Raw genomic sequence first — 23,316 nt, 5'->3', positions numbered from 1 at the left:
TCCCCGGCCAGGACGCGATGGCGCGCGAGGCCGACGAGACGTACGTCTCGCACCGGGTCCACATGCCCACCCGGGTGGTGGAGAAGCCGATACGGCAGGTCGCCAAGCGCCTGCTGATGGCGCTGTCCGTGCTGGTCCTGACGGTCTTCATCGTCTACGCCGACCGCGCCGGCTACCACGACAACGCCGACGGGTCGGTGGACTTCCTCGACTGCGTCTACTACGCGACGGTCACCCTCTCCACCACCGGCTACGGCGACATCGTCCCGTACAGCGACGGCGCGCGCCTGGTCAACATCCTGCTGATCACGCCGCTGCGCGTGCTGTTCCTGATCATCCTGGTCGGCACCACCCTGGAGGTCCTCACCGAGCGGACCCGGGACGAGTGGCGGCTGAACCGCTGGAGGAAGCAGTTGCGTGACCACACGGTGGTCGTCGGTTTCGGCACCAAGGGGCGCTCGGCCCTGCAGACCCTGCTCGCCACCGGCCTGGACAAGCAGCGGGTGGTCGTCGTCGATCCCAGCACCAAGGTGGTCGACGCGGCCAACGCGGCGGGGTTCGCGGGTGTGGCCGGCGACGCCACCCGCTCCGACGTCCTGCTCCGCGCCGAGGTGCAGAAGGCCCGCCAGGTCATCATCGCCACCCAGCGCGACGACACGGCCGTACTGGTCACCCTGACGGCCCGGCAGCTCAACCGCGGCGCGAAGATCGTCGCGGCGGTGCGCGAGGAGGAGAACGCCCCGCTGCTCCGCCAGTCCGGCGCCGACGCCGTCATCACCAGCGCCAGCGCGGCCGGACGGCTGCTCGGGCTGTCGGTGCTCAGCCCCAGCGCGGGCGCCGTCATGGAGGACCTGATCCAGCAGGGCAGCGGCCTGGACCTGCTGGAACGCCCGGTGAACAAGTCCGAGGTCGGCAAGAGCGTCCGGGAGACGGAGGACCTGGTGGTCAGCGTGCTCCGCGGCCACCGGCTGCTGCCGTACGACGACCCGCACGCCGGCCCGCTGCAGCTGACGGACCGGCTGATCGTCATCGTGCGCGCCACCCGGCCGGAGGGCGCGGGGTGAGACCGGCGCCGGGGCCGGTGACACCGGCCCCGGCGGCCCGACCGACCGACCGGCGCCGATTGCCGAGAGGGAGCTGACGGCACGTACTAGTGTCCGGGCCATGCATGCGATCACCATTCCGCAGCCCGGCGGCCCCGAGGCCCTGGTCTGGGCCGACGTACCCGATCCGGTGCCCGGCGAGGGCGAGGTCCTCGTCGAGGTCGCGGCCAGTGCCGTGAACCGCGCCGACGTGCTCCAGCGACGGGGCTTCTACGACCCGCCGCCGGGCGCCTCCCGCTACCCGGGCCTCGAATGCTCGGGCCGGATCGCGGCGCTCGGTCCCGGGGTGTCCGGCTGGGCGGTCGGCGACGAGGTGTGCGCGCTGCTGGCCGGCGGCGGCTACGCGGAGAAGGTCGCGGTCCCGGCCGGGCAGCTGCTGCCCGTTCCGGCCGGGATGGACGTGGCCACCGCCGCGGCACTGCCCGAGGTGGTCGCGACCGTCTGGTCGAACGTGTTCATGGTCGCCCATCTGCGACCCGGCGAGACCCTGTTGGTGCACGGCGGAGCCAGCGGCATCGGCACCATGGCCATCCAGCTGGCGAAGGCGGTCGGGGCCCGGGTGGCCGTCACCGCCGGCGGCCCGGACAAACTGGCCCGCTGCAGGGAACTGGGCGCGGACATCCTCGTCGACTACCGCGAACAGGACTTCGTGGCCGAGCTCAAGGAGGCGACGGGCGGAGCCGGCGCGGACGTCATCCTGGACATCATGGGCGCCAAGTACCTGTCCCGGAACGTGGAGGCGCTGGCCGTGAACGGCCGGCTCGCCGTCATCGGACTGCAGGGCGGGGTCAAGGCCGAACTCGACCTGGGGGCACTGCTGTCGAAGCGGGCCGCGGTGACCGCGACCTCGCTGCGGGCCCGGCCGCTGGAGGAGAAGACGGCGATCGTGGCCGCCGTACGTGAGCACGTGTGGCCGCTGATCGAGGCCGGGCTGGTACGGCCCGTGGTCCATGGGACGTTCCCGCTCGCGAATGCCGCGGAAGCACACAGGACGCTGGAATCGGGCACCCACGTGGGGAAGCTGCTCCTGCTCAGTCGCTGATCTGTAACATTCCCGCCATTCCCAAGGCCCTTGGTGAGGCATATAAGGTGACGGTAAGTGCGATGTCATAATCGCGCGTTCCTGAGCAGTTATCACTTACCAGCAAAGGCCACCCCTTTCATGGCATTCCCGCAGCAGCCCGACCCCAACGCCCCGTTCGGCTACGCCCCCAACGGCATTCCTTACTCCGAGAAGTCGAAGATCGTCGCCGGCGTTCTGCAGCTCTTCCTCGGCGGTCTCGGCATCGGTCGCTTCTACACCGGTCACGTGGGCATGGCCATCGGCCAGCTGCTGACCTGTGGTGGTCTGGGTATCTGGGCTCTGATCGACGGCATCATGCTCCTGACCAGCAGCACCGCCACCGACTCGAACGGTCGCGTCCTGCGCGGCTGAGCATGAGCTCGACCGGCATGACGGCAGGGCCCGCACCGTGGACGGTGCGGGCCCTGCCGGTCGTTCTCGGCGCCGCCGCCGTGGCGGGCGCCGTCTACGTGTACGGGCACAGCCCGTACGACCCCTCGCAGCTGCTGCCCCGGTGTCCGTGGCAGTGGGCGACCGGGCTGTCCTGCCCGGGCTGCGGGGGCACGCGCATGGCGTACAGCCTGCTGCACGGCGATCCGGCGGGCGCGGCCCGCGCGAACGCCGCGCTGCTCGCCGCCCTGCCGGTGGTGGCCCTGGGCTACGGCCACTGGCTGACCACCGCCACCCTGCGCGGCCGGCGCTACCGCGTCCCCGTCGGGAAACGCGGCAGCGCGGCGATCATCGCGATCGCCGCGCTGTGGACGGTGCTCCGCAACGTCTTCGGCTAGGCCCCGGGACCCGCCGGGGCCGGCCCGGGAACCCCGGCAGGGTCGTCCCGGGTGGCCCGGCAGGGTCGTTCCGGGTGGCCCGGCTAGAGGCTGCGCAGCAGGACCGCCGGCTGTTCCACGCAGTCCGCGACGAAGCGCAGGAAGCCGCCCGCCGTACCGCCGTCGCAGACCCGGTGGTCGAAGGTGAGCGAGAGCTGCACCACCTGCCGGACCGCCAGCTCGCCCTGGTGGACCCAGGGCTTGGGGATGATCCGGCCGACGCCCAGCATGGCCGCCTCGGGGTGGTTGATGATCGGCGTGGAGCCGTCGACCCCGAACACCCCGTAGTTGTTGAGGGTGAACGTGCCGCCCGTGAGGTCCGCCGGGGCGAGCTTGCCCGCCCGGGCCACCTCGGTGAGGCGGGCGAACTCGGCCGACAGTGCCTCCGGGTTCATCGTCTGTGCGTCCCGGACCACCGGCACGACCAGTCCGCGCTCGGTCTGGGCGGCGAAGCCCAGGTGGACCGAGGGGAGCTGGACGATCTCGTTGGCCGCGAGGTCCACCGTGGAGTTCAGCTCCGGGTAGCGGGCGAGCGCCGCCGTGCAGATCCGGGCCAGCAGGGCCAGCACGGAGATCTTCGGGCCGCCCGCCGCGTTCATCGCGGCCCGTGCCGCCATCAGCTCGGTGGCGTCCGCGTCCACCCAGCAGGTGGCCTCCGGGATCTCCCGGCGGCTGCGCGACAGCTTCTCGGCGACGGCGCCCCGCAGTCCCTTGAGCGGGATCCGCTTCCCCGCCGCCGGCACGGCCGTGGCGACCGTGGCGGCCGTGGCCGTGGCCGTGGGCAGGGCCTCGGGCGCGCGGAGCGCGGCCTCCACGTCGGCCCGCAGGATCAGGCCCTCGGGGCCCGAACCGTGCAGCGCGCGCAGGTCGACCCCGTTGTCCCGGGCCAGCTTCCGCACCAGTGGCGAGATGACCGGGACGGGCCCGGTGTGGACCCGGACCTCCGTCACGGGGGCCGGGACCGCCACCCGGGCGGGCACCGGAGCCGGGGCCGGCGGCGCTGCCGGTGCCGCGGCCCCGGCAGCCGCGCCGGAGCCCTCCGGCACGCCCGCGGGGCGGACGCGGCGGCGCCGGGCCGGACGCGAGTGGTCCGTGCCGTAGCCGACGAGGACGTTGCCCGAGCCCGACGCGGCGGCATCGGCATCCGCCGCGGCGGTGGACGGGCCGTCCCCGGCCGCTCCCGCCACCTGGTCCACGGCCGGGCCCAGGTCCAGGTCCTTGCAGTCGCCCACGCCCACCGCGACCGTGATCAGCGGAGCCCCCACCGGGAGCTCCGTGCCCTCCTCGCCGAAGCGGGCGGTGACCACTCCCCCGTACGGGCAGGGCACCTCCACCATGGCCTTGGCCGTCTCCACCTCGACCACGGGCTGGTCGATCGCGACCACGTCACCGACGGCGACCAGCCAGCGGACGATCTCCGCCTCGGTCAGTCCCTCGCCGAGGTCGGGCAGCCTGAACTCCATCACCTTGGGCATCAGTTCTCCCACTGCAGCCGGGCCACGGTGTCCAGGATCCGGTCCACGCCGGGCAGGTGGTACTTCTCCAGCATCGGCGGCGGATACGGGATGTCGAGGCCCGTCACCCGCAGCACCGGCGCCTCCAGGTGGTGGAAGCAGCGCTCCGTGATGCGGGTGGCGATCTCGGCGCCCGGCCCGCCGAAGCCGTTGGCCTCGTGGACGACCACCGCGCGGCCGGTACGGCGTACCGACGCGACCACCGTCTCCTCGTCGAACGGGACCAGCGAGCGCAGGTCCACGACCTCCAGGTCCCAGCCCTCCTCGCGGGCGGCCTCGGCCGCCTCCAGGCAGACCGGGAGCGAGGGGCCGTAGGTGACCAGCGTGGCGCCCGTGCCCGGGCGGCGGACCACGGCCTTCCCGATGCCGGGGACCGCTGCCGGAGCCTCCGGCGACCAGTCGGCCTTCGACCAGTAGAGCCGCTTCGGCTCCAGGAAGACGACCGGGTCGTCCGAGGCGATCGAGGCGCGCAGCAGCCCGTACGCGTCCTCCACCGTGGCCGGGGTGACGACCGTCAGGCCGGGCGTGGCCACGTAGTACGCCTCGGAGGAGTCGCTGTGGTGCTCCACGCCGCCGATGCCGCCGCCGTAGGGCACCCGGATGGTGATCGGGAGCGGCATCGCGCCCCGGGTGCGGTTCCGCATCCGGGCGACGTGGGAGATCAGCTGCTCGAAGGCCGGGTAGGCGAACGCGTCGAACTGCATCTCGACGACCGGGCGCAGACCGTACATGGCCATGCCCACCGCGGCGCCCAGGATGCCCGCCTCGGCGAGCGGGGTGTCGGTGCAGCGGTCCTCGCCGAACTCCTTGGCCAGGCCGTCCGTGATCCGGAAGACCCCTCCGAGGGTGCCGACGTCCTCGCCCATGACGTGGACCCTCGGGTCCTCCGCCATCGCGTCGCGCATGGCCCGGGTCAGGGCCTGCGCCATCGTGGCCGGCTTCGCAGCCAGTGCCGAAGCCGCCATTACTCGTTCTCCGCTTCCAGCTCGGCCCGCAGCATCTCCGCCTGCTCCCGCAGGCGGTCCGTCCGCTCGGCGTACACGTGCTCGAAAAGATCCATCGGATTCAGCACCGGGTCGGCGTTCATCCGCTCGCGCAGGGCCGCCGCCATGGTCTCCGCCGCTTCCTTGGCCACTCGGATGCCCTCCTCGTCGAGGATGCCGCGCGCGGTCAGCTCGCGCTCGAGGAGCTCCACCGGGTCGTGCGCCTTCCACGCCTCGACCTCGGCGTCCATCCGGTAGCGGGTGGCGTCGTCGGCGTTGGTGTGGGCCTCGATCCGGTAGGTGATCGCCTCGATGAGGGTCGGGCCGCCGCCGGAGCGGGCCCGGTCGACCGCCTCGGACAGCACCTCGTGCATCGCGGCCACGTCGTTCCCGTCAACCAGGCGGCCCGGCATGCCGTACCCGACGGCCTTGTGGGCCAGGGTGGGGGCGGCGGTCTGCTTGGCCAGCGGCACGGAGATCGCGAAGCCGTTGTTCTGGACGAGGAAGACCACCGGCGCCTGCCAGACCGCGGCGAAGTTCATCGCCTCGTGGAAGTCGCCCTCGCTGGTGCCGCCGTCGCCGATCATCGCCAGGGCCACCACGTCGTCGCCGCTCAGCCGCGCCGCGTGCGCCAGGCCCACCGCGTGCGGCAGCTGGGTGGCGAGCGGGGTGCTCAGCGGGGCTATCCGGTGCTCGTGCGGGTCGTAGCCGGTGTGCCAGTCACCGCGGAGCAGGGTGAGCGCCTGGACCGGGTCCAGTCCGCGGGCCACCGCGGCGAGGGTGTCCCGGTAGCTGGGGAAGAGCCAGTCCCGCTCCTGGAGGACCACCGCGGCGGCGATCTCACAGGCCTCCTGGCCGACGGTGGAGGGGTACACCGCGAGCCGGCCCTGCCGGGTCAGCGCGGTGGCCTGGGCGTTGTACCGGCGGCCGCGGACCAGCTCCGCGTAGTAGCGGCGCATCAGCTCCGGATCCAGCTTCTCGGCCGCGGGGGTGCCCAGCACCCGGTACGGCTCGGGGTCCGGGAGCAGCGGGGCGGCGTCCGTGCGGGGCCGCCAGGCGGGCGGCGGGGTGGGCCGGTAGGACGACGACGCACCGGCACCGGGCAGCTCTTGGACCGTCATGGCGGCGTACACCTCCTCGTGGGAAGCGGGCTGGGGGCACCTCCCAGCCGTGGCTGGGGGAGGCGCGGTTGTGAGGCGCCTCACCTACCGATTGTTCGGTCGTCCGCACATTTTGGCTACAGGCGGCCGCAGGCTGTGGACAAACGGGCGCCTTGGGCCTGGTATGGACGCAGGACGTCCAGCAGAGGGAGGCAGCGGGCGATGCCGGATGAACAAATGGCCGGAGCGGGTGCCGAGCAGGCCGCGGAGCAGCGCGTCACGGCGGTCCCGCCGGTCCAGCCCGTCGCGCCCGGCGCACCGGCCGCACCGGTCCCGCCGCGCACGCTGGACCCGGTCGACCGCTCGATCCTCCGGTTGCTCCAGGCGGACGGCCGGGCGTCCATACGGTCGGTCGCCGAGCAGGTGCACGTGTCCCGGGCCAACGCCTACTCCCGGATCAACCGGCTGATCGACGACGGGGTGATCCGCGGGTTCACCGCCCGGATCAACCACGAGCGGGCCGGCCAGGGCGCCTCCGCGTACATCACCCTCAAGATCGTCCAGAACTCCTGGCGGACGGTCCGGGAGAAGCTCCGGGAACTGCCCGGAGCCGCGCACATCGCCCTGGTCAGCGGAGATTTCGACGTCCTGCTGCTGGTCCACACCCCGGACAACCGCACCCTGCGCGAGCTGGTCCTGACCCGGCTGCAGTCCATCCCGGAGGTGCTGTCCACCCGCACCCTGCTGGTGTTCGAGGAAACGGATCTGCAGGACCCCGGCCCGGGCGGCGGCCCGGCCCTGGCCGAGGAATGACCGGCTAATCTCCCCGGAGATCATCACGACTCGGGGGAGATCCACCATGCCCATGCTGACGGGCCGGCACGTCCGGCTGGAACCACTCGGCCGGCACCACCACGACGGCCTGTGCGAGGCGATCCGCGACGGCGAACTGTGGAAGCTGCCCGTCACCCTCGTCCCCCACCCCGACGAGGTCCACGGCTGGATCGAGGACGCCCGGGCGGCGCGGACGGCCGGCACCGACCTCGCGTTCGCCACGGTGGACGTGGCCACCGGCCGGATCGCCGGCTCCACCCGCTTCCTGAAGATGATTCCGGAGCACCGCCGGCTGGAGATCGGCTGGACCTTCATCGGCCGCTCCTGGCAGCGCACCGCCGTGAACACCGAGGCCAAACTGCTGATGCTGACGTACGCCTTCGAGACCCTCGGCATGCACCGCGTCGAGCTGCTCACGGACGTGCGCAACTCCGCCTCGCGGGCGGCCATAGCCCGGATCGGCGGCGTCCAGGAGGGCGTCCTACGGCGCCACATGGTGATGCCGGACGGCTGGGTCCGCGACTCGGTGCTCTTCAGCGTCACCGATGCCGACTGGCCCGCGGCGAAGGCCGCCCTGGCGGCCCGCCTGGAGCGCTGACCGCCCCGAGCGGCAACGGCCCGGAGCGCCGACGGCCCGGCCGGCGACGCCTGCTGCAGCGCTGCGGCGGACCACGGGCGGCGGTCCCGCGGCGGACCGGGGCTCAGCCGGCGGTGCGCAGCCCGTCGAAGGCCATCCGGACCACCGCGTCGGCCAGCGCGGACGTCTCCGTGGCGGGCGTGCCGGGGTGCGGCCGGTACCACTCGACCAGCGAGTTCACCATGCCGAACAGCAGCCGGGTGGCCAGCCGCATGTCCACGTCCGGCCGCAGGTCGCCGTCCGCCGCCGCGGCCTTGAGCAGGTCGGCGACCCGGTGGTCGAACTCGCGGCGGCGCTCCAGCGCCCACCGTTCGGTCCGGGTGTTGCCGCGCACCCGCAGCAGCAGGGTGACGTAGGGGAGCTCCGCGACCAGCACCTCGACCGTGCGCCGGGTGACGTACTCGACCTGGTCGATCGCCCGGCCGCGGTCGGCACCGGGCTCGTCGAAGATGCCGAAGAGGCCGTCCAGGGCCCGGCTGACGGCCCGGCGCAGCAGCTCCTCCTTGCCCGCGACGTGGTGGTAGATCGAGGACTTGGAAATGCCGGCGGCCTTGGAGAGGTGCTCCATCGAGGTGCCGTCGTAGCCGCGCTCGTTGAAGACCTGGACCGCGACCGAGAGCAGCGTCTCGGGGGTGTAGGTGTCCCGGCGGGAGGTCGTCACTCGGCACCGCCTTCCGCCCCGGACCCGGGCTCGGGCTCGGACCCGGCGGGCTCCCCGGCGTACGCGGCCTCGCCGTTCTCCTCGCCGTTCTCCTCGCCGTTCTCCTCGCCGGCCTGGTAGCCGGTCCGGTAGAGCGCGAGCGAGGGCGCGTAGCGGCCGCCCGGAACCCGCTCGTCGAGGTGGTGCAGCAGGTCGTACGCCCAGTCACGGCCCAGCCGGTCGTGCCATTCGCCAGGTCCGAGCGGGTAGTTCACGCCGAGCCGCATCGCGGTGTCGATGTCCTCGGCGGAGGCCGCGCCCCGCGCGACCGCGTCGGCGGTCAGGTCGATCAGCATCGCCACGGTCCGGGCGACGATCATGCCGGGGACGTCCCCGATGACGCTGACCTTCTTCCCCAGCTTCTGGAACAGGCCGATCGCCTCGGCCAGGGTCCGCTCGGAGGTGTCCTCGCAGGCGGAGAGCGCGATGCGGGAGGCACCCCGGTAGTCCAGCGCCAGGTCGAAGTAGACGACGTCGGCGAACTCGATCGCGGTCTTGCCGTCGGCGAGGACGAGCTGGCCCTCGCCGGGCAGCTGGATGTACGGGCCGCCGGACGCCACCTCGGTGACCTCGATGCCGGCCTCGGCCATCAGCCCGGCCAGGGCGGCGGCCGGGCCGAGGTCGCCGACCACGGTCACCGCGGCGGGAGCCTCCTCGGGGGCGGCCGTGTGCGGGAGGGGCGTCTGCGCGTCCGTGCCGTACGGGTACCAGCCCTGCCCCGACTTGCGGCCGAGCCGCCCCGACTGGACCAGTCGGCGCTGGGCGAGGGACGGGAGGAACTTGGGGCTGCGGAAGAAGGACTCCCACACGGAGCGGGTCACGGCCTCGTTGACGTCCTGGCCGATCAGGTCGGTGAGCTCGAAGGGGCCCATCCGGAAGCCGCCGGACTCGCGCAGCACCGCGTCGATGGTGGCCGGGTCGGCGCCCCGCTCCTCGTACACGGCGAAGGCCTCGGCGTAGAAGGGGCGGGCGATCCGGTTGACGATGAAGCCGGGGGTGTCGGCGCAGCGGACCGGGGACTTCCCCCAGGCCGCCATGGTCGCGTACGCCCGCTCGGCCGCGGCCGGGTCGGTGGCGAAGCCGCTCACCACCTCCACCAGCGGCAGCAGCGGGGCCGGGTTGAAGAAGTGCAGTCCGACGAACCGGCCCGGGTGTTCCAGGGCGCCGCCGAGCTCGGTGACGGAGAGGGAGGAGGTGTTCGTCGCCAGCAGGGCGTCCGGCGCGACCACCTTTTCCAGCGAGGCGAAGAGATCGCGCTTGACGGCGGGGTCCTCGACGATCGCCTCGATCACCAAGGCCGCTTCGGCGAGCTCCGCCAGGACGTGGGTGGACCCGATCCGGCCGGTCATGGCGTCGGCCTCGGCGCGGTCCAGACGCCCCTTGGCGACCAGCCGCTCCACCCGCTCCAGCACGGCGTCCCGGCCCGCCCGGGCGCGGGTCTCGTCCACGTCCTGGATGAGCACGCGGTGGCCCGCGGCGAGGGCGACCTGGGCGATGCCCTGGCCCATCGTTCCGGCCCCGACGACCGCCACGGTGCGGGAACGCTCGATAGCTGTCATGTCCTGATCCTCCCGCACCGCGTTGTCCACAGGAACGCCCGGGCCCTCTTGTCCCGACCGATCGTTCGGTTACTCTAACTGCAGTCTGCTCCGCTACGCCCGGCTCAACGAGGAGTTGGTCTTGATGGCCGCCGCCGACCTGTCCGCCGCACAGCTCACCGAGAAGCACCGTCCGACCCTGGACGAGGCCCTGAAGGCCATTCGCAGCCGTGCCTACTGGTCCCCGCATCCCGAGCACCCCAAGGCGTACGGGGAGACCGCGCCTGCCGACGGGCTCGCCGCGTTCCAGGCCCTGCAGGGCACCCGGCTCGACCTCGGGCAGCCCGGCACGGACGGCTGGACCGGCGGCGAGATGTCCCCGTTCGGCATCGAGCTGGGCGTCGAGTACCCGCACGCCGACCCGGACGTGCTGCTGCCCGCGATGAAGGCCGGCATGGCCGCCTGGCGCGACGCCGGACCGGAGGTCCGCGCGCTGGTCTGCATCGAGATCCTGTCCCGCATCTCCGCCCGGACGCACGAGTTCGCGCACGCGGTCATGCACACCAGCGGACAGGCCTTCATGATGGCCTTCCAGGCGGGTGGCCCGCACGCGCAGGACCGCGGCCTGGAGGCCGTGGCGTACGCCTACGAGGAGCAGACCCGGGTCCCCGGCCAGGCCGACTGGTCCAAGCCGCAGGGCAAGAAGGACCCGCTGGAGCTGGGCAAGACCTTCACTGCCGTGCCGCGCGGCATCGCGCTGGTCATCGGCTGCAACACCTTCCCCACCTGGAACGGCTACCCGGGCCTGTTCGCCTCCCTGGCCACCGGCAACCCGGTCCTGGTCAAGCCGCACCCGCGGGCCGTGCTGCCGCTGGCGCTGACCGTGCAGGTGGCGCGCGAGGTGCTCGCCGAGACGGGCTTCGACCCGAACCTGGTCGCGCTGGCCACCGAGAATCCGGGCGAGGGCATCGCCAAGACGCTGGCCGTCCGCCCCGAGATCAAGCTGATCGACTACACCGGCTCCACCGCCTTCGGCGACTGGCTGGAGACCAACGCCCGCCAGGCGCAGGTCTACACGGAGAAGGCCGGCGTCAACACGGTGGTCGTGGACTCCACCGACAACTACAAGGGGATGCTCGGCAACCTCGCCTTCTCCCTCTCGCTCTACAGCGGGCAGATGTGCACCACCCCGCAGAACCTGCTGATCCCCCGGGACGGCATCGAGACCGACGCCGGCCACAAGTCGTACGACGAGGTCGTCGCCGACCTGGCCGCCGCGGTGTCCGGCCTGCTGGGCGACGACGCCCGGGCCAACGCGCTGCTGGGCGCGCTGGTCAACCCGGACGTGAAGGCCCGCCTGGAGGCGGCGTCCGGCCTCGGCGAGGTCGCCCTGGCCTCCCGTGAGATCGCCAATCCGGAGTTCCCGGACGCGGTGGTCCGCACCCCGGTGGTGGTCAAGCTGGACGCGGGCAAGCCGGACCCGGAGGCGGCCTACTTCTCCGAGTGCTTCGGCCCGGTCTCCTTCGCGGTGGCCGTCGACTCCACGGCGGACGCGCTGGAGCTGCTGCGCCGCACGGTCCGGGAGAAGGGCGCCATGACGGTCGGCGCCTACACCACCTCGCCGGACACCGAGCGCGCGGTCGAGGAGGTCTGCCTGGAGGAGGCGGCCCAGCTCTCGCTGAACCTGACCGGCGGGGTCTTCGTGAACCAGACCGCCGCGTTCTCCGACTTCCACGGCTCCGGCGGCAACCCGGCGGCGAACGCCGCCCTCTGCGACGGCGCCTTCGTCTCCAACCGCTTCCGCATGATCCAGGTCCGCCGCCAGGCGTAACCCGCCGCGTGGGCGGTCACGCCACACAGCCGGCCGTGTGGGCAATCGCGCCACACAGCCGGCCGTGTGGGCAATCGTGCCGCAGGGCGATGGGGGTCCCCCCTGCTCGAGCGAAGTCGACGCTTGGGGGAGGGTGGGCACACGGCACACGCAGCACGCCCGCGGCTCCCCCGCCCGGCTCCGCATCCGCTCCGGAGCCGGGCCCCGGGCCCACGCCCACCCGCCCGAACAGCCCCGACCCGACCGGGCCGACCGGGCCGACGGGGCCGACCGGGCCGACCGGGCCGACCGGCCAGGCAGGCACGCGCTAGCGATCGCCGAGCGCCCGAGCGGACGCGTCCACCTGCGCCAACCGCCGCAGCGCCGCGAACATCGCGTCACCCAGCACCGTGCCGACGGCCACCCTCTCCACGAGGTCCTCGCGCGCCACCTCGCCTGCGGTGTACGCCAGATCCGCCGCCGCCACCCGCTCGGCCGCCCCGGCGTACTCGTCGAGCACCGACGCGAAGCCACCGTGCCCGGCCCTGGACAGCGCCGCGAGCGCCGCCGCGAGCGCCTCCCCCGCCGGAGAGCCGGGGCTCACCCGCCACCCGCGCGCCTCGATCAGCCGCGCCACCTCCGCCCGGGCCAGTCCGGCCTCGGCATCCGGCTCACCGCCACGCTCACCGCCACGCTCCGCAGCCCGGTCCGGCACCAGCCGGTCCGCCACCGCACCCAGCAGCTTGTGCACCGGCTTCTCGCGGTCGTCGACGGCCGCGAGCACCTCCTTGATCGCCGCCACGGACAGCCCGCCGACCTCCAGCAGCCCGCGGACCAGCCGAAGCCGACGCACGTGCTGCTCGTCGTAACTCGCCTGGTTCGGGCTGGTCAGCTCACCGGGCGCGAGCAGCCCCTCCCGTACGTAGTACTTGATCGTCGCCACCGGTACCCCGGTCCTCCGGCTCAGCTCTCCGATACGCATGCCGCGCGCCCACCTGTCGGTCCCGTGCTTGCCACTTCCACTCCCATCATAGATAGTGGCGCTATCAGATAGCGGCACTCTCCACTATCCATGCATCGCGCTTCCACGCATCGCACCGTCCGTGCATCAGGGGGTCCTTCATGTCGCTGTTACCGCGGTCCGCATCGCCGACCTGGCGCGCCTGGCACCGCCCGCTGACCGTCTTCGCCGGGGCGATGGCCCTCTGGGCCGCGGGCTCGGCGGTCGGCCTCGTGGTCGACGACCGCGTCCTGACCGGCGCGCCGATCTGGGCCAAGCCCTTCAAGTTCGCCGTCTCGTTCATCGCCTACGGCCTCAGCCTGGCCTGGATGCTCTCGCTGCTCGGCGAGGCCCGGCCACGGCTGCGCAGGACCGCCTGGTGGGCCGGCACGGTCGCGGTCGCCGCCGGCATCGTGGAAATGCTGCTCATCACCCTGCAGGTGCTCCGCGGTGTGCGCAGCCACTTCAACCAGGCGACGCCCTTCGACTCCGCGGTCTACAGCGCCATGGGCAACACCGTGGTCGTCCTGTGGGTCGCCACGCTCGTCATCGCCGTACTGCTCTGGCGTGCCCGGACCACCGACCGCGCCACCGCCTGGGCGATCCGGATCTCCACGGTCCTCGCGCTGATCGGCGCCCTGCTCGCCGTGCTGATGACCCTGCCCACTCCCGGGCAGCAGCGGCTGGACGCCGCCGGCGCCGAGCTCACGGAGAGCGGCGCGCACAGCGTGGGCGTGCCCGACGGCGGCCCCGGGATGCCGCTCACGGGCTGGTCCACCACCGGCGGCGATCTGCGCATCCCGCACTTCTTCGGCATGCACGCGCCCCAGCTGCTGCCGCTGCTCGTCCTCGTCCTGGTCGCCCTCGCACCGCGCTTCACCCGGCTGCGCGACGAACGGGTCCGGGTACGCCTGGTCTTCACCGGCGGCGCGGTCTACGCGGCGGTGCTCGCGCTGCTCACCTGGCAGGCCCTGCGCGGCCAGTCCCTGGTCCACCCGGACGGGGCCACGCTCGGTGCGGCCGCGCTGATCGCGGTCGCGGGCGGGCTAGGAGTCCTCGTCTCCCTCGTCTCCGGCCGGCGGCCCGCCCCAGTGGAACAGGGTCATGGCCACGCTGGTGGCCAGGTTGTAGCTGGAGACCTGGCGGCGCATCGGCAGTGAGACGAGGTGGTCGGCCCGGTCCCGCAGTTCCGCCGACAGGCCCTGCCGCTCGGAGCCGAAAGCGAGCACGGCGTCGTCCGGGAGGCTCAGGGAGCGGATGTCCGCCCCCTCCGGGTCCAGCGCGTACAGCGGGCCGGGCGGCACGGTTTCCAGCGTCACCCGGTCCACCGTGGTGGCGTAGTGGAGGCCCGCCCCGGCCCGCACCACGTTCGGGTGCCAGGGGTCGAGGTCGCCTCGGGTGACCACGCCGGTGGCCCCGAAGCCGGCGGCGAGGCGCACCACCGCCCCGACGTTGCCCAGGTTGCGGGGGTTGTCGAGCAGCACCACCGGTGCCTGCCTGGGCAGCCGCTCCAGCGCCGCCCGGCCGGCGGCCGGGTCGGGCCGGACCGCGAGCGAAGCGACCCGTGTCGGATGCACCCGGGCCACCAGCCCGGCCAGCGGCGCCTGCCGGACGAGCGCCCGTACGGCGTCCCGTACGTCCGGGGCCAGCTCCGCGGCGAGCACCAGCAGGGCGTCCGGGTCCTCCGCGACCACCATCCGCACCTCCGCGCCGAACCGGAGCGCGTGCTTGAGGGCGTGGAAGCCGTCCAGCAGGACCATCCGGTCGTCCTCCGCGGCCGCCCGCCACGCCCGCCCGGTCTCCGCCGCCTGCCGCTCGTCGTTCATACGGAGGAGCCTACGGTTGCCCGGTCCGGCCCGGATCCGCCGGTGTGCGGGCCCCGGGGTCAGGGTCCGGGACGGAGTCCCGCGGTGCGGGCAGCGGGACGGCCCCGGCTCCGGGAGGGGCCGGGACGGGGAGAAGGCCCCGCAGGGCCGCGGCCCGGGCCCCCAGCCAGACCAGCAGGGCCGTCGGCAGGAACACCGCGTCCGCCGCGATCATCGCCAGCGAGAACACCGGCAGCCCCAGCAGTACCGCGATCCCCAGGTGCTCCAGCACCATCACGGCCAGCAGCACGTTCTTGATCCGCCGGTCGGCGAGCGTGAACGGGAAGGCCACCTGCACGAGCACGGTGCCGTACGTCAGCAGCATCACCAGCGTCCCGCTGCTCGTCACCAGCGAGGACAGCCCCGGCCACGGGGCGAAGTAGTCCAGGCCCAGCGGGTAGTGCAGCGCTGTCCCGTCCTGCCACCGCGAGCCCTGGATCTTGTACCAGCCGGCCGTCGCGTAGATCAGGCAGACCTCCACCATGATCACCAGGAGACCGGCGTGGTGCACCAGATTGGCCAGCACGTCCAGCAGGGCCCGCCCGGGGCCGTCCGGATCGCGCCGTTCCGCCGACCACCACACGCCCTGGACGATCCACAGCAGGCCGAAGACCGCCAGCCAGAACCAGTCGAGCCGGTCGGTGACCGCCGCGTACCCGAGCAGCAGGCCGAGCAGCCCCCACAGCACCGGTCCGGCCACGTCGCGGGCCGGGCCGGTGCGGGCCGTGCGGCGCGCGTCCAACGACCAGACCCGGGCGCACCGTGTGAGCACCAGGTACATGGCCATCAGATGGACGACGTTGTCGCCGCCGTCGCCCATGAACACGCTGCGGTTCTGCAGCGAGAGCACCCCCGCCATGAACAGCACGGAGGCGGCCCGGGTGTGCCAGCCGAGCAGCATCAGCACGCTCGAAAGCACCGCCACCGCGTAGACGGTCTCGAACCAGAGCACCGAGTCCGACCAGAGCAGCACGGTGAACGCTCGGTTGCCGGCGACCAGCTGTTCCGCCAGGTCGAAGCCCCACGGGCCGTCGGGTCCGTAGAGTTCGCGGCGGTGGGGGAACTCCCGCAGCAGGAAGACCAGCCAGGTCGCGGCGAAGCCGATCCGGACGGTGGCGGTCTGGTACGGGGCGAGCGTCCGCCCGGTCACCGCGGCCAGCCCCCGCCGGGCCCGCTCCCTCAGACGGTCCACCACGGCAGCTCCCGGTAGTTCGTCCGCGTGTCGGTCTCCTCGTCGCTCCACTCCGGCGCGGGCAGGGCCGTGGCGGCCGACCGCAGCTGGATCCGGAGCACATGGCCGCCGGGGAACCGCGGCTCGACGCGGAGCAGCACGATCCGCCGCAGGTACTCCTCGGAGAGCCGGCCGCGCTCGCCCTGGGGTCGGTTCTCCTCGTCGTGCGAGCCGGTGAAGAAGTCCCAGGCCCGGCGCAGCTCGTTCTGCTGCGCGTGGCTGGGGAAGGGGTTGCCGCGTATCGCCGCGCCGTCCTCGGCGGACAGGTCGCGCCAGCCGGTGGTGATCCGCTCCCCGTCGGCCGTGCGGACCTGTGCGCGGACCTGTACGGCGATGTTCTGCTGGAGCGGATTGGGGGCGAACAGCTTCCAGTTCTGTTCGAACTCGGGATAGATCCAGCCGTCCACGGCCTGCCGGTGCCGCTCGCCCACCGTGTTGGACGGGGCGACGTGCAGGAACACCAGGCCGAGGTGGAGGCAGGCGGCCACCGCCACGGCGCCGAGGGCGAGGGCGGCGGCGATCCGGTACGGCAGGGGCAGGGCGGCTATCCCGCCGCCCGAGCTCTGGTCCGCGTCCATCCCACCCCCGTCCGGGCCGCTTCGGACCACCCCGGTCGGCGGCTCCGGTCGTCCACAGGCATCCACAAGAGGTTGACACCCTACGGGCCGCCGTCTCACCATTGAAGCGAATGAACCGAACGATCGGTCGGTCGGGCGGAAAAGGATCTGGACCAGACGCTGGCAGGGGGCCGGGATGGTGGCAGTGACCCCGGAAACGGGGCAGAACAAGGACCTCGCGGACCTCGCGGCGGCCTTCGAGGCCGCGGTGGCGGCCGAAGAGCGAGTCGAGCCGCGGGACTGGATGCCCGAGGAGTACCGCGCCACGCTGGTCCGCCAGATGGCCCAGCACGCGCACTCCGAGATCATCGGCATGCAGCCCGAGGCCAACTGGATCACCCGGGCGCCCTCGCTGCGCCGCAAGGCGATCCTGATGGCGAAGGTCCAGGACGAGGCCGGGCACGGGCTGTACCTGTACAGCGCCGCGGAGACCCTGGGCACCAGCCGCGACGAGCTGCTCGACAAGCTGCACGCCGGCCGCCAGAAGTACTCCTCGATCTTCAACTACCCGACGCTGACCTGGGCCGACGTCGGCGCCATCGGCTGGCTGGTGGACGGCGCGGCGATCACCAACCAGGTCCCCCTGTGCCGGTGCTCCTACGGGCCGTACGCGCGCGCCATGGTCCGCATCTGCAAGGAGGAGTCCTTCCACCAGCGCCAGGGGTACGAGCTGCTGCTCGCGCTCTCCCAGGGCACCGAGGCCCAGCACGAGATGGCCCAGGACGCCGTGAACCGCTGGTGGTGGCCCTCGCTGATGATGTTCGGCCCGCCGGACGACGAGTCCTCGCACTCGGCGCAGTCCATGGCCTGGCGGATCAAGCGCCACTCCAACGACGAACTGCGCCAGCGGTTCGTGGACATCGCCGTCCCGCAGGCCGAGAGCCTCGGCCTGACCCTGCCCGACCCGGACCTCCGGTGGAACGAGGAGCGCGGGCACCACGACTTCGGGGCCATCGACTGGACCGAGTTCTGGGACGTCCTCAAGGGCAACGGGCCGTGCAACGAGGAGCGCATAGGCCAGCGGCGCCGGGCCCACGAAGAGGGCGCCTGGGTACGGGACGCGGCCGCGGCGTACGCGGCGAAGCACACCAACGAGGAGGCACGGGCATGACGCAGAACTGGCCGCTGTGGGAGGTGTTCGTGCGGTCGCGGCGCGGGCTCTCGCACACCCACGCGGGAAGCCTGCACGCCCCCGACGCGGAGATGGCCCTGCGCAACGCCCGCGATCTGTACACGCGGCGCAACGAGGGCGTGTCCATCTGGGTCGTGCCCTCGACGGCGATCACCGCCTCCTCGCCGGACGAGCGCGACCCGTTCTTCGCCCCGTCCGCCGACAAGCCGTACCGGCACCCGACGTTCTACGACATCCCGGAGGGGGTGCAGCACCTGTGAGCACTGATTCCACGACGGGTACCACGACGGTCCCCACGGCTGCCGCACTCGCCCTCGGCGACGACGCACTGGTCCTCTCCCACCGGCTCGGCGAATGGGCCGGGCACGCCCCGGTGCTGGAGGAGGAGGTGGCGCTGGCCAACATCGCCCTCGACCTGCTCGGCCAGGCCCGCGTCCTGCTGTCCATGGCGGGCGACGAGGACGAACTGGCCTTCCTCCGCGAGGAGCGGGCCTTCCGCAACCTCCAGCTGGTGGAGCAGCCGAACGGCGACTTCGCCCACACCATCGCCCGCCAGCTCTACTTCTCCTTCTACCAGCACGGGCTGTTCGAGGCCCTCGCGGCCGGCGAGGGCCCGTTCGCCCCGCTGGCGGCCAAGGCCGTGAAGGAGACCGCCTACCACCGGGACCACGCCGAGCAGTGGACCCTGCGCCTCGGCGACGGCACGGAGGAGAGCGCCCGCCGGATGCGCACGGCGCTGGACTCCCTGTGGAAGTTCACCGGCGAGATGTTCCGCCCCGTCGAGGGCATCGAGGTGGATTACGCCGCCCTGGAGCAGCGCTGGCTCACCGAGCTGGGTGCCGTGCTGGACCGGGCCGGACTGGAGCTCCCCGAGGGCCCCCGTACGGGCGCCTGGGCGGCCGGTGCCGGACGGGAGGGCCTGCACACCGAGCCCTTCGGCCGGATGCTCGCCGAGATGCAGCACCTGCACCGCAGCCACCCGGGGGCGTCATGGTGACCACGGCCCGCCCCGCGCCCCGGACCGGGGCCCCGGTCGCCAGCCGCCTCGAAGAGGAGCTGGCCGCGCTGGCCGGCGCGGTGCCGGACCCGGAGCTGCCCGTGCTCAGCCTGGCCGAGCTGGGCGTGATGCGCGGGGTGCGGATACGCGAGGACGGCGTGGTGGAGGTCTCGCTCACCCCGACCTACACCGGCTGCCCGGCGATCGAGGCCATGTCCGCCGACATCGAGCGTGCCCTGCACGACCGCGGCATAGCCGAGGTCTCGGTGCGGACGGTGCTGGCCCCCGCCTGGTCCACCGACGACATCAGCGCCGAAGGCCGCCGCAAGCTCGCCGAGTTCGGCATCGCCCCGCCCCGGCCGCACGCGGCCGGCGGCCCGGTGCCGCTGACGCTGTCGGTGCGCTGCCCGCACTGCGGGTCCACCGACACCGAGCTGCTGAGCCGCTTCTCCTCCACCGCCTGCAAGGCGCTGCGCCGCTGCGCGTCCTGCCGTGAACCCTTCGACCACTTCAAGGAGCTGTAGATGGCCGCACCACGCCACGGCGCCTTCCACCCCCTGACGGTGGCCGCGGTCGACCGGCTCACCGACGACTCCGTGGCCCTGACCCTCAGCGTCCCGGCGGAGATCCGCGAGGAGTACCGGCACGCCCCCGGCCAGCACCTGGCCATGCGGCGGAGCGGGGCCGAGCGCGGGGAGGTGCGCCGCACCTACTCGATCTGCTCCCCCGCCCCGGCGCCCGGCGGGCCCGGCCCCCGGGAGCTGCGGGTCGGTGTGCGGCTGGTGGAGGGCGGCGAGTTCTCCACCTACGCCCACAAGGAGATCGCCCCCGGGGACGTGCTGGACGTGATGGTCCCGGCCGGGCGGTTCGTGCTGGACCCGGCCGCCGCCCCGCAGGGCGGGCACTACGCCGCGATCGTCGGCGGCAGCGGCATCACCCCGCTGCTGTCGATCGTCTCGACCCTCCTGGCGGCGCGGCCGGACACCCGCTTCTGCCTGGTCCGCAGCGACCGTACGGCTGCCTCGACGATGTTCCTGGAGGAGGTCGCCGACCTGAAGGACCGCTACCCCGAGCGGTTCCAGCTGGTCACCGTGCTCTCCCGGGAGGAGCAGGAGGCGGGCCTGCCGTCCGGCCGGCTCGACGAGGAGCGGCTGACGGCCCTGCTGCCGGCGCTGCTGCCGGTCGGCTCGGTGGCGGGCTGGTTCCTGTGCGGGCCCTACGGCCTGGTCCAGGGCGCCGAGCGGGCGCTGCGCGGCCTGGGTGTCGACCGGGACCGGATCCACGAGGAGATCTTCCACGTGGACAACGCCCCCGCCCCGGCGCCGGCGGCCAGGACGGTGTCCTCCTCGCACAGCCGGGTCACCGCCCGCCTCGACGGCCGGTCCGGCACCTGGCCGGTGCAGGACGGCGAGTCCCTGCTCGACGCGGTGCTGCGCAACCGGGCGGACGCGCCGTACGCCTGCAAGGGCGGCGTGTGCGGCACCTGCCGGGCGTTCGTGGTGCGCGGCGAGGTCCGGATGGACCGGAACTACGCCCTGGAGGAGCACGAGACGGAGGCCGGGTTCGTGCTGGCCTGCCAGTCGCATCCGGAAACGGAGGAAGTCGAGATCGACTTCGACCGCTGAGCCCGTCCGCCGTCGACCCCCGTCGGCGGCGGGCCTGTCCACCGCCGAGGGTGCCCGGCCCCGGGCCCTGTCCAATTGCGGGAACCTGTTCTATCTTGACGCTCCGTCAGATTTGATGTCGCCACGGCATCGGGCAAGGGACCTGCGCGCGGGAGGACAGGACGTGGACTTCACCTTCACCGAGGAGCAGCAGGCGGCCGTCGAGGCGGCCAGGGCGGTCTTCGCGGACGTCGCCCCGGACGGGGTGCCCAGTCCCGCGCTGACCCCGGGCGCGGTGGCCGAGGACTTCGACCGCCCGCTGTGGTCGAAGCTGGCCGCCTCCGACCTCCTCGGCCTGGTGCTCGCCGAGGAACACGGCGGTGCCGGACTGGACGCCATCGCGCTCTGCCTCGTACTGCGCGAGTCCGCGAAGGTGCTGGCCCGGGTGCCGCTGCTGGAGCACTGCGCCACCGCCATGACCGTGCAGTTCCACGGCTCGGCCGAACTGGCCGCCGCGCTGCTGCCCGGTGCGGCCACCGGCGGGCTGGTGCTCACCGCCGCGGCCAACGGCCGGACCGGCCACGACCCGGCCGAGCTGGCGGTGACGGCCGTCCGGGACGGCTCGGCGTGGGTGCTGGACGGCGTACAGACCGCCGTGCCCTGGGCACACGGCGCCGACTGGATCGCCGTACCGGCGCACACCGGTGGCGCGGAGGCGGTGCTCGCGCTGGTTCCGCGCGAAGCCGAAGGGCTGTCCCTGGCCGACCAGTACTCGACCAACGGCGAGCGCTACGCCGAGCTCGCCCTGGACGGGGTACGGGTGCCGGCCGCACACCTGATCGACGCACCCGGAGGTGCCCCCGGCGGAGCCGGCGGGAGCGCCTGGGAACGGCTGCGGCAGCTACTGGCCACCGGCACCTGCGCGCTGGCACTGGGTCTGGGCGAGGCCGTGCTGTCGATGACCAGCGCGTACACCGGCAAGCGCGAGCAGTTCGGCTTCCCGGTGGCCACCTTCCAGGCGGTCGCGGTCCAGGCCGCCGACCGCTACATCGACCTGCGCGCGATGGAAGTCACCCTCTGGCAGGCGGCCTGGCGGCTGGACGCGGCGACCGGCGGGGCCGGCGGCCCGCTGCCCAGCGCCGGGGACGTGGCGGTGGCCAAGATCTGGGCCTCGGAGGGCGTACGGCGGGTGGTGCAGACCGCCCAGCACCTGCACGGCGGCTTCGGCGCCGACACCGACTACCCGCTGCACCGCTACCACGCCTGGGCCAAGCAGCTGGAGCTGTCGCTCGGCCCCGCCGCGGCCCACGAGGAGCTGCTGGGCGATCTGCTGGCCGCCCACGCCCTCGGCTGAGTCAGCTCACGGTGCCGGGGCCGGATCACCATGCCGGGCCGGATCACCATGGCGGTTCAGACCGCGGTGCCGGTTCAGACCACCATGCCGGTTCAGATCACGGTGCCGGGGGCGCCCGCGTCGGTGACCACCGGGCGGCCCACGGCCTCCCAGCTCTGCATGCCGCCGTCCACGTTCACCGCGTCGATGCCCTGCTGCAGCAGGTAGCCGGTGACCTGCGCGGAGCGCCCGCCCACCCGGCACATCACGTACACCTTGTCACCGTCCGGGGCGGCCTCGGTGAGCTCACCGAAGCGGGCCACGAACTCGCTCATCGGGATGTGCAGCGCGCCCTCGGCGTGACCGGCCTGCCACTCCTCGGCCTCCCGGACGTCGAGGATGAAGCTGTCCGCGCCCAGCGCGTCCACACCGACCGTGGGAAGCGTGCCGAAGTGCATGCCCTGCCGCCTTCTACTCGTCTGTTCGTGGTGCACGGGTGCCCGTGCGCCTGTCTGCCACGGTACCCGCATCTCCGACGGGCCCGGCCGTGTCGTGTCCTCGGGTTCAGGCCTCCGAGGTCAGCCCGGCCAGCTCCGCCTCACGCTCCGACACCTGCGCCATCAGCTGCCCGGCGATCTCGTCCAGCAGCGTGTCCGGGTCGTCCGGCGCCATCCGCAGCATCGCCCCGATGGCGCTGTCCTCCAGCTCCCGCGCCACCGCGGCGAGCAGCTCCTTGCGCTGCGCCAGCCACTCCAGCCGCGCGTACAGCTCCTCGGCCTCCGTCGGTCCCGCCGCCTCCGGCACCGGCCCGGCGGCCCATTCCCCGGCCAGCTCGCGCAGCAGCTGCTCGTCGCCCCGCGCGTACGCGGCGTTCACCTTGACCAGGAAGGCGTCGCGCCGCTCCCGCTCGGCGTCCTCCTGCGCGAGATCGGGGTGCGCCTGCCGGACGAGCTCGCGGTAGAGCCGCCGCGCCTCCTCCGACGGGCGGACCCGCTCCGGCGGCTGCACCGGCTGCTCGGTGAGCATGGCCGCCGCGTCGTCGGCGATCCCGTCCGAACCGAGCCAGTCGTGGAACAGCTCGTCCACCCCGGGCATCGGCATGACCAGGGCCCGGGCCTCACGCGCCCGGCGCAGGTCCTCCGGGTCCCCGGACCGCTCGGCCCGGGCCTCCGCGATCAGCGCGTCCAGCTCGTCGAGCCGGGAGTACATCGGGCCGAGCTTCCGGTGGTGGAGGCGGGAGAAGTTCTCCACCTCCACCCGGAAGGTCTCCACCGCGATCTCGAACTCGATCAGCGCCTGCTCCGCGGCCCGCACGGCCCGCTCCAGCCGCGCCTCGGGCCGCTCGGCGCCACCGGCTCCCGCCGCGTCCTCGGGGACTGTCTGCTCACTCACCCGGCCAGCCTAGAGGGTGTCCGGGTGATCGCGGCG

24 protein-coding genes and 1 pseudogene are annotated in these 23,316 nt (G+C 73.2%); 14 read left to right on the top strand and 11 right to left on the bottom strand.

Annotation, left to right across the window (positions count from 1 at the left end; genetic code table 11):
- Nucleotides 1–17: 17 nt before the first annotated feature.
- The 4 genes and pseudogenes from AC067U_RS10380 (at nt 18) to AC067U_RS10365 (ending at nt 2,954) form a co-directional block, all read left to right on the top strand.
- Nucleotides 18–1,064 carry a potassium channel family protein gene (locus tag AC067U_RS10380; protein WP_478829577.1) on the top strand — a complete coding sequence of 349 codons (1,047 nt, stop codon included), beginning with the start codon at nt 18–20 and terminating at the stop codon, nt 1,062–1,064.
- Nucleotides 1,065–1,164: 100 nt separating this feature from the next.
- Nucleotides 1,165–2,145: an NAD(P)H-quinone oxidoreductase gene (locus AC067U_RS10375; protein ID WP_478829219.1), complete on the top strand. Its 981-nt coding sequence runs from the start codon at nt 1,165–1,167 to the stop codon at nt 2,143–2,145.
- 141 nt (nt 2,146–2,286) lie between these two features.
- A pseudogene (locus AC067U_RS10370) lies at nt 2,287–2,538 on the top strand (TM2 domain-containing protein); the annotation flags it as partial.
- A gap of 17 nt (nt 2,539–2,555) precedes the next feature.
- Nucleotides 2,556–2,954 carry a DUF2752 domain-containing protein gene (locus tag AC067U_RS10365; protein WP_478829218.1) on the top strand — a complete coding sequence of 133 codons (399 nt, stop codon included), beginning with the start codon at nt 2,556–2,558 and terminating at the stop codon, nt 2,952–2,954.
- A gap of 83 nt (nt 2,955–3,037) precedes the next feature.
- Here AC067U_RS10365 and AC067U_RS10360 read toward each other — a convergent pair whose 3' ends face one another.
- Genes AC067U_RS10360 through pdhA form a run of 3 tightly spaced genes read right to left on the bottom strand, consistent with a single transcriptional unit; the run spans nt 3,038 to nt 6,611 of the window.
- The gene (locus tag AC067U_RS10360; RefSeq protein WP_478829217.1) at nt 3,038–4,468 is read right to left on the bottom strand and encodes a dihydrolipoamide acetyltransferase family protein; all 1,431 of its coding nucleotides are present in this window, start codon (nt 4,466–4,468) and stop codon (nt 3,038–3,040) included.
- Nucleotides 4,468–5,472: an alpha-ketoacid dehydrogenase subunit beta gene (locus tag AC067U_RS10355; RefSeq protein ID WP_478829216.1), complete on the bottom strand. Its 1,005-nt coding sequence runs from the start codon at nt 5,470–5,472 to the stop codon at nt 4,468–4,470. The genes AC067U_RS10360 and AC067U_RS10355 overlap by 1 nt, the downstream gene beginning before the upstream one ends.
- On the bottom strand, nt 5,472–6,611 hold the full coding sequence (gene pdhA, locus AC067U_RS10350; RefSeq protein ID WP_478829215.1) for a pyruvate dehydrogenase (acetyl-transferring) E1 component subunit alpha: 1,140 nt from the start codon (nt 6,609–6,611) through the stop codon (nt 5,472–5,474). Before pdhA ends, AC067U_RS10355 begins: the two co-directional genes overlap by 1 nt.
- Before the next feature lie 201 nt (nt 6,612–6,812).
- Here pdhA and AC067U_RS10345 point away from each other — a divergent pair, with 201 nt between their 5' ends.
- A complete protein-coding gene (locus AC067U_RS10345) occupies nt 6,813–7,403 on the top strand; it encodes an Lrp/AsnC family transcriptional regulator (RefSeq protein ID WP_478829214.1) in 591 nt (196 codons plus the stop codon).
- A 46-nt stretch (nt 7,404–7,449) separates the two neighbouring features.
- Entirely contained in the window at nt 7,450–8,022 is a 573-nt protein-coding gene (locus tag AC067U_RS10340) for a GNAT family N-acetyltransferase (protein WP_478829213.1), read from the top strand.
- A gap of 103 nt (nt 8,023–8,125) precedes the next feature.
- Here the strand turns inward: AC067U_RS10340 and AC067U_RS10335 are convergent, their stop codons facing one another.
- Both AC067U_RS10335 and AC067U_RS10330 read right to left on the bottom strand, forming a co-directional pair.
- Nucleotides 8,126–8,722: a TetR/AcrR family transcriptional regulator gene (locus tag AC067U_RS10335; RefSeq protein ID WP_478829212.1), complete on the bottom strand. Its 597-nt coding sequence runs from the start codon at nt 8,720–8,722 to the stop codon at nt 8,126–8,128.
- On the bottom strand, nt 8,719–10,320 hold the full coding sequence (locus AC067U_RS10330; protein ID WP_478829211.1) for a 3-hydroxyacyl-CoA dehydrogenase: 1,602 nt from the start codon (nt 10,318–10,320) through the stop codon (nt 8,719–8,721). Before AC067U_RS10330 ends, AC067U_RS10335 begins: the two co-directional genes overlap by 4 nt.
- 124 nt (nt 10,321–10,444) lie before the next feature.
- On the opposite strand from AC067U_RS10330, the gene paaN reads away from it, so the two are divergent.
- Nucleotides 10,445–12,130, top strand: coding sequence for a phenylacetic acid degradation protein PaaN (gene paaN / locus AC067U_RS10325; protein WP_478829210.1), 1,686 nt, complete (start codon nt 10,445–10,447; stop codon nt 12,128–12,130).
- Nucleotides 12,131–12,437: 307 nt separating this feature from the next.
- On the opposite strand, the gene AC067U_RS10320 is transcribed toward paaN, so the two are convergent.
- The gene (locus AC067U_RS10320) at nt 12,438–13,091 is read right to left on the bottom strand and encodes a MerR family transcriptional regulator (protein WP_478829209.1); all 654 of its coding nucleotides are present in this window, start codon (nt 13,089–13,091) and stop codon (nt 12,438–12,440) included.
- A gap of 215 nt (nt 13,092–13,306) precedes the next feature.
- Between AC067U_RS10320 and AC067U_RS10315 the strand changes: the two genes are divergently transcribed.
- Complete coding sequence (locus AC067U_RS10315; RefSeq protein ID WP_478829576.1) at nt 13,307–14,269, top strand: hypothetical protein; 963 nt, start codon at nt 13,307–13,309, stop codon at nt 14,267–14,269.
- Here the strand turns inward: AC067U_RS10315 and AC067U_RS10310 are convergent.
- From AC067U_RS10310 to AC067U_RS10300, 3 genes are read right to left on the bottom strand one after another with little or no spacing between them, the layout of a single operon-like run.
- Nucleotides 14,156–14,935, bottom strand: a complete 780-nt coding sequence (locus AC067U_RS10310) for a TrmH family RNA methyltransferase (protein WP_478829208.1) — start codon at nt 14,933–14,935, stop codon at nt 14,156–14,158. The two genes, AC067U_RS10315 and AC067U_RS10310, sit on opposite strands and share 114 nt — an antisense overlap.
- A 10-nt stretch (nt 14,936–14,945) precedes the next feature.
- Entirely contained in the window at nt 14,946–16,157 is a 1,212-nt protein-coding gene (locus AC067U_RS10305; RefSeq protein WP_478829575.1) for an HTTM domain-containing protein, read from the bottom strand.
- Nucleotides 16,154–16,783 carry a DUF5819 family protein gene (locus AC067U_RS10300; RefSeq protein WP_478829207.1) on the bottom strand — a complete coding sequence of 210 codons (630 nt, stop codon included), beginning with the start codon at nt 16,781–16,783 and terminating at the stop codon, nt 16,154–16,156. The genes AC067U_RS10305 and AC067U_RS10300 overlap by 4 nt, the downstream gene beginning before the upstream one ends.
- A gap of 175 nt (nt 16,784–16,958) precedes the next feature.
- Between AC067U_RS10300 and paaA the strand changes: the two genes are divergently transcribed.
- The 6 genes from paaA to AC067U_RS10270 all read left to right on the top strand — a co-directional run bounded on the left by paaA (nt 16,959) and on the right by AC067U_RS10270 (nt 21,909).
- On the top strand, nt 16,959–17,933 hold the full coding sequence (gene paaA, locus AC067U_RS10295; RefSeq protein WP_478829206.1) for a 1,2-phenylacetyl-CoA epoxidase subunit PaaA: 975 nt from the start codon (nt 16,959–16,961) through the stop codon (nt 17,931–17,933).
- Nucleotides 17,930–18,214, top strand: coding sequence for a 1,2-phenylacetyl-CoA epoxidase subunit PaaB (gene paaB, locus AC067U_RS10290; RefSeq protein ID WP_393572386.1), 285 nt, complete (start codon nt 17,930–17,932; stop codon nt 18,212–18,214). Before paaA ends, paaB begins: the two co-directional genes overlap by 4 nt.
- Complete coding sequence (gene paaC / locus AC067U_RS10285; RefSeq protein ID WP_478829205.1) at nt 18,211–18,951, top strand: 1,2-phenylacetyl-CoA epoxidase subunit PaaC; 741 nt, start codon at nt 18,211–18,213, stop codon at nt 18,949–18,951. The genes paaB and paaC overlap by 4 nt, the downstream gene beginning before the upstream one ends.
- The gene (gene paaD, locus AC067U_RS10280) at nt 18,945–19,475 is read left to right on the top strand and encodes a 1,2-phenylacetyl-CoA epoxidase subunit PaaD (RefSeq protein WP_478829204.1); all 531 of its coding nucleotides are present in this window, start codon (nt 18,945–18,947) and stop codon (nt 19,473–19,475) included. Before paaC ends, paaD begins: the two co-directional genes overlap by 7 nt.
- The gene (locus tag AC067U_RS10275) at nt 19,476–20,576 is read left to right on the top strand and encodes a 2Fe-2S iron-sulfur cluster-binding protein (RefSeq protein WP_478829203.1); all 1,101 of its coding nucleotides are present in this window, start codon (nt 19,476–19,478) and stop codon (nt 20,574–20,576) included.
- Between the two features lie 163 nt (nt 20,577–20,739).
- Complete coding sequence (locus tag AC067U_RS10270; RefSeq protein WP_478829202.1) at nt 20,740–21,909, top strand: acyl-CoA dehydrogenase family protein; 1,170 nt, start codon at nt 20,740–20,742, stop codon at nt 21,907–21,909.
- A 92-nt stretch (nt 21,910–22,001) separates the two neighbouring features.
- Here the strand turns inward: AC067U_RS10270 and AC067U_RS10265 are convergent, their stop codons facing one another.
- Both AC067U_RS10265 and AC067U_RS10260 read right to left on the bottom strand, forming a co-directional pair.
- Nucleotides 22,002–22,346, bottom strand: a complete 345-nt coding sequence (locus tag AC067U_RS10265; protein ID WP_478829201.1) for a rhodanese-like domain-containing protein — start codon at nt 22,344–22,346, stop codon at nt 22,002–22,004.
- A 106-nt stretch (nt 22,347–22,452) separates the two neighbouring features.
- On the bottom strand, nt 22,453–23,280 hold the full coding sequence (locus tag AC067U_RS10260; protein ID WP_478829200.1) for a J domain-containing protein: 828 nt from the start codon (nt 23,278–23,280) through the stop codon (nt 22,453–22,455).
- Nucleotides 23,281–23,316 lie beyond the last annotated feature (36 nt).

It is taken from the genome of Streptomyces sp. NPDC043853, assembly GCF_056436025.1.
Note: the sequence above shows the minus strand (reverse complement) of the source record. Positions and strands in the feature narration are given on the sequence as shown.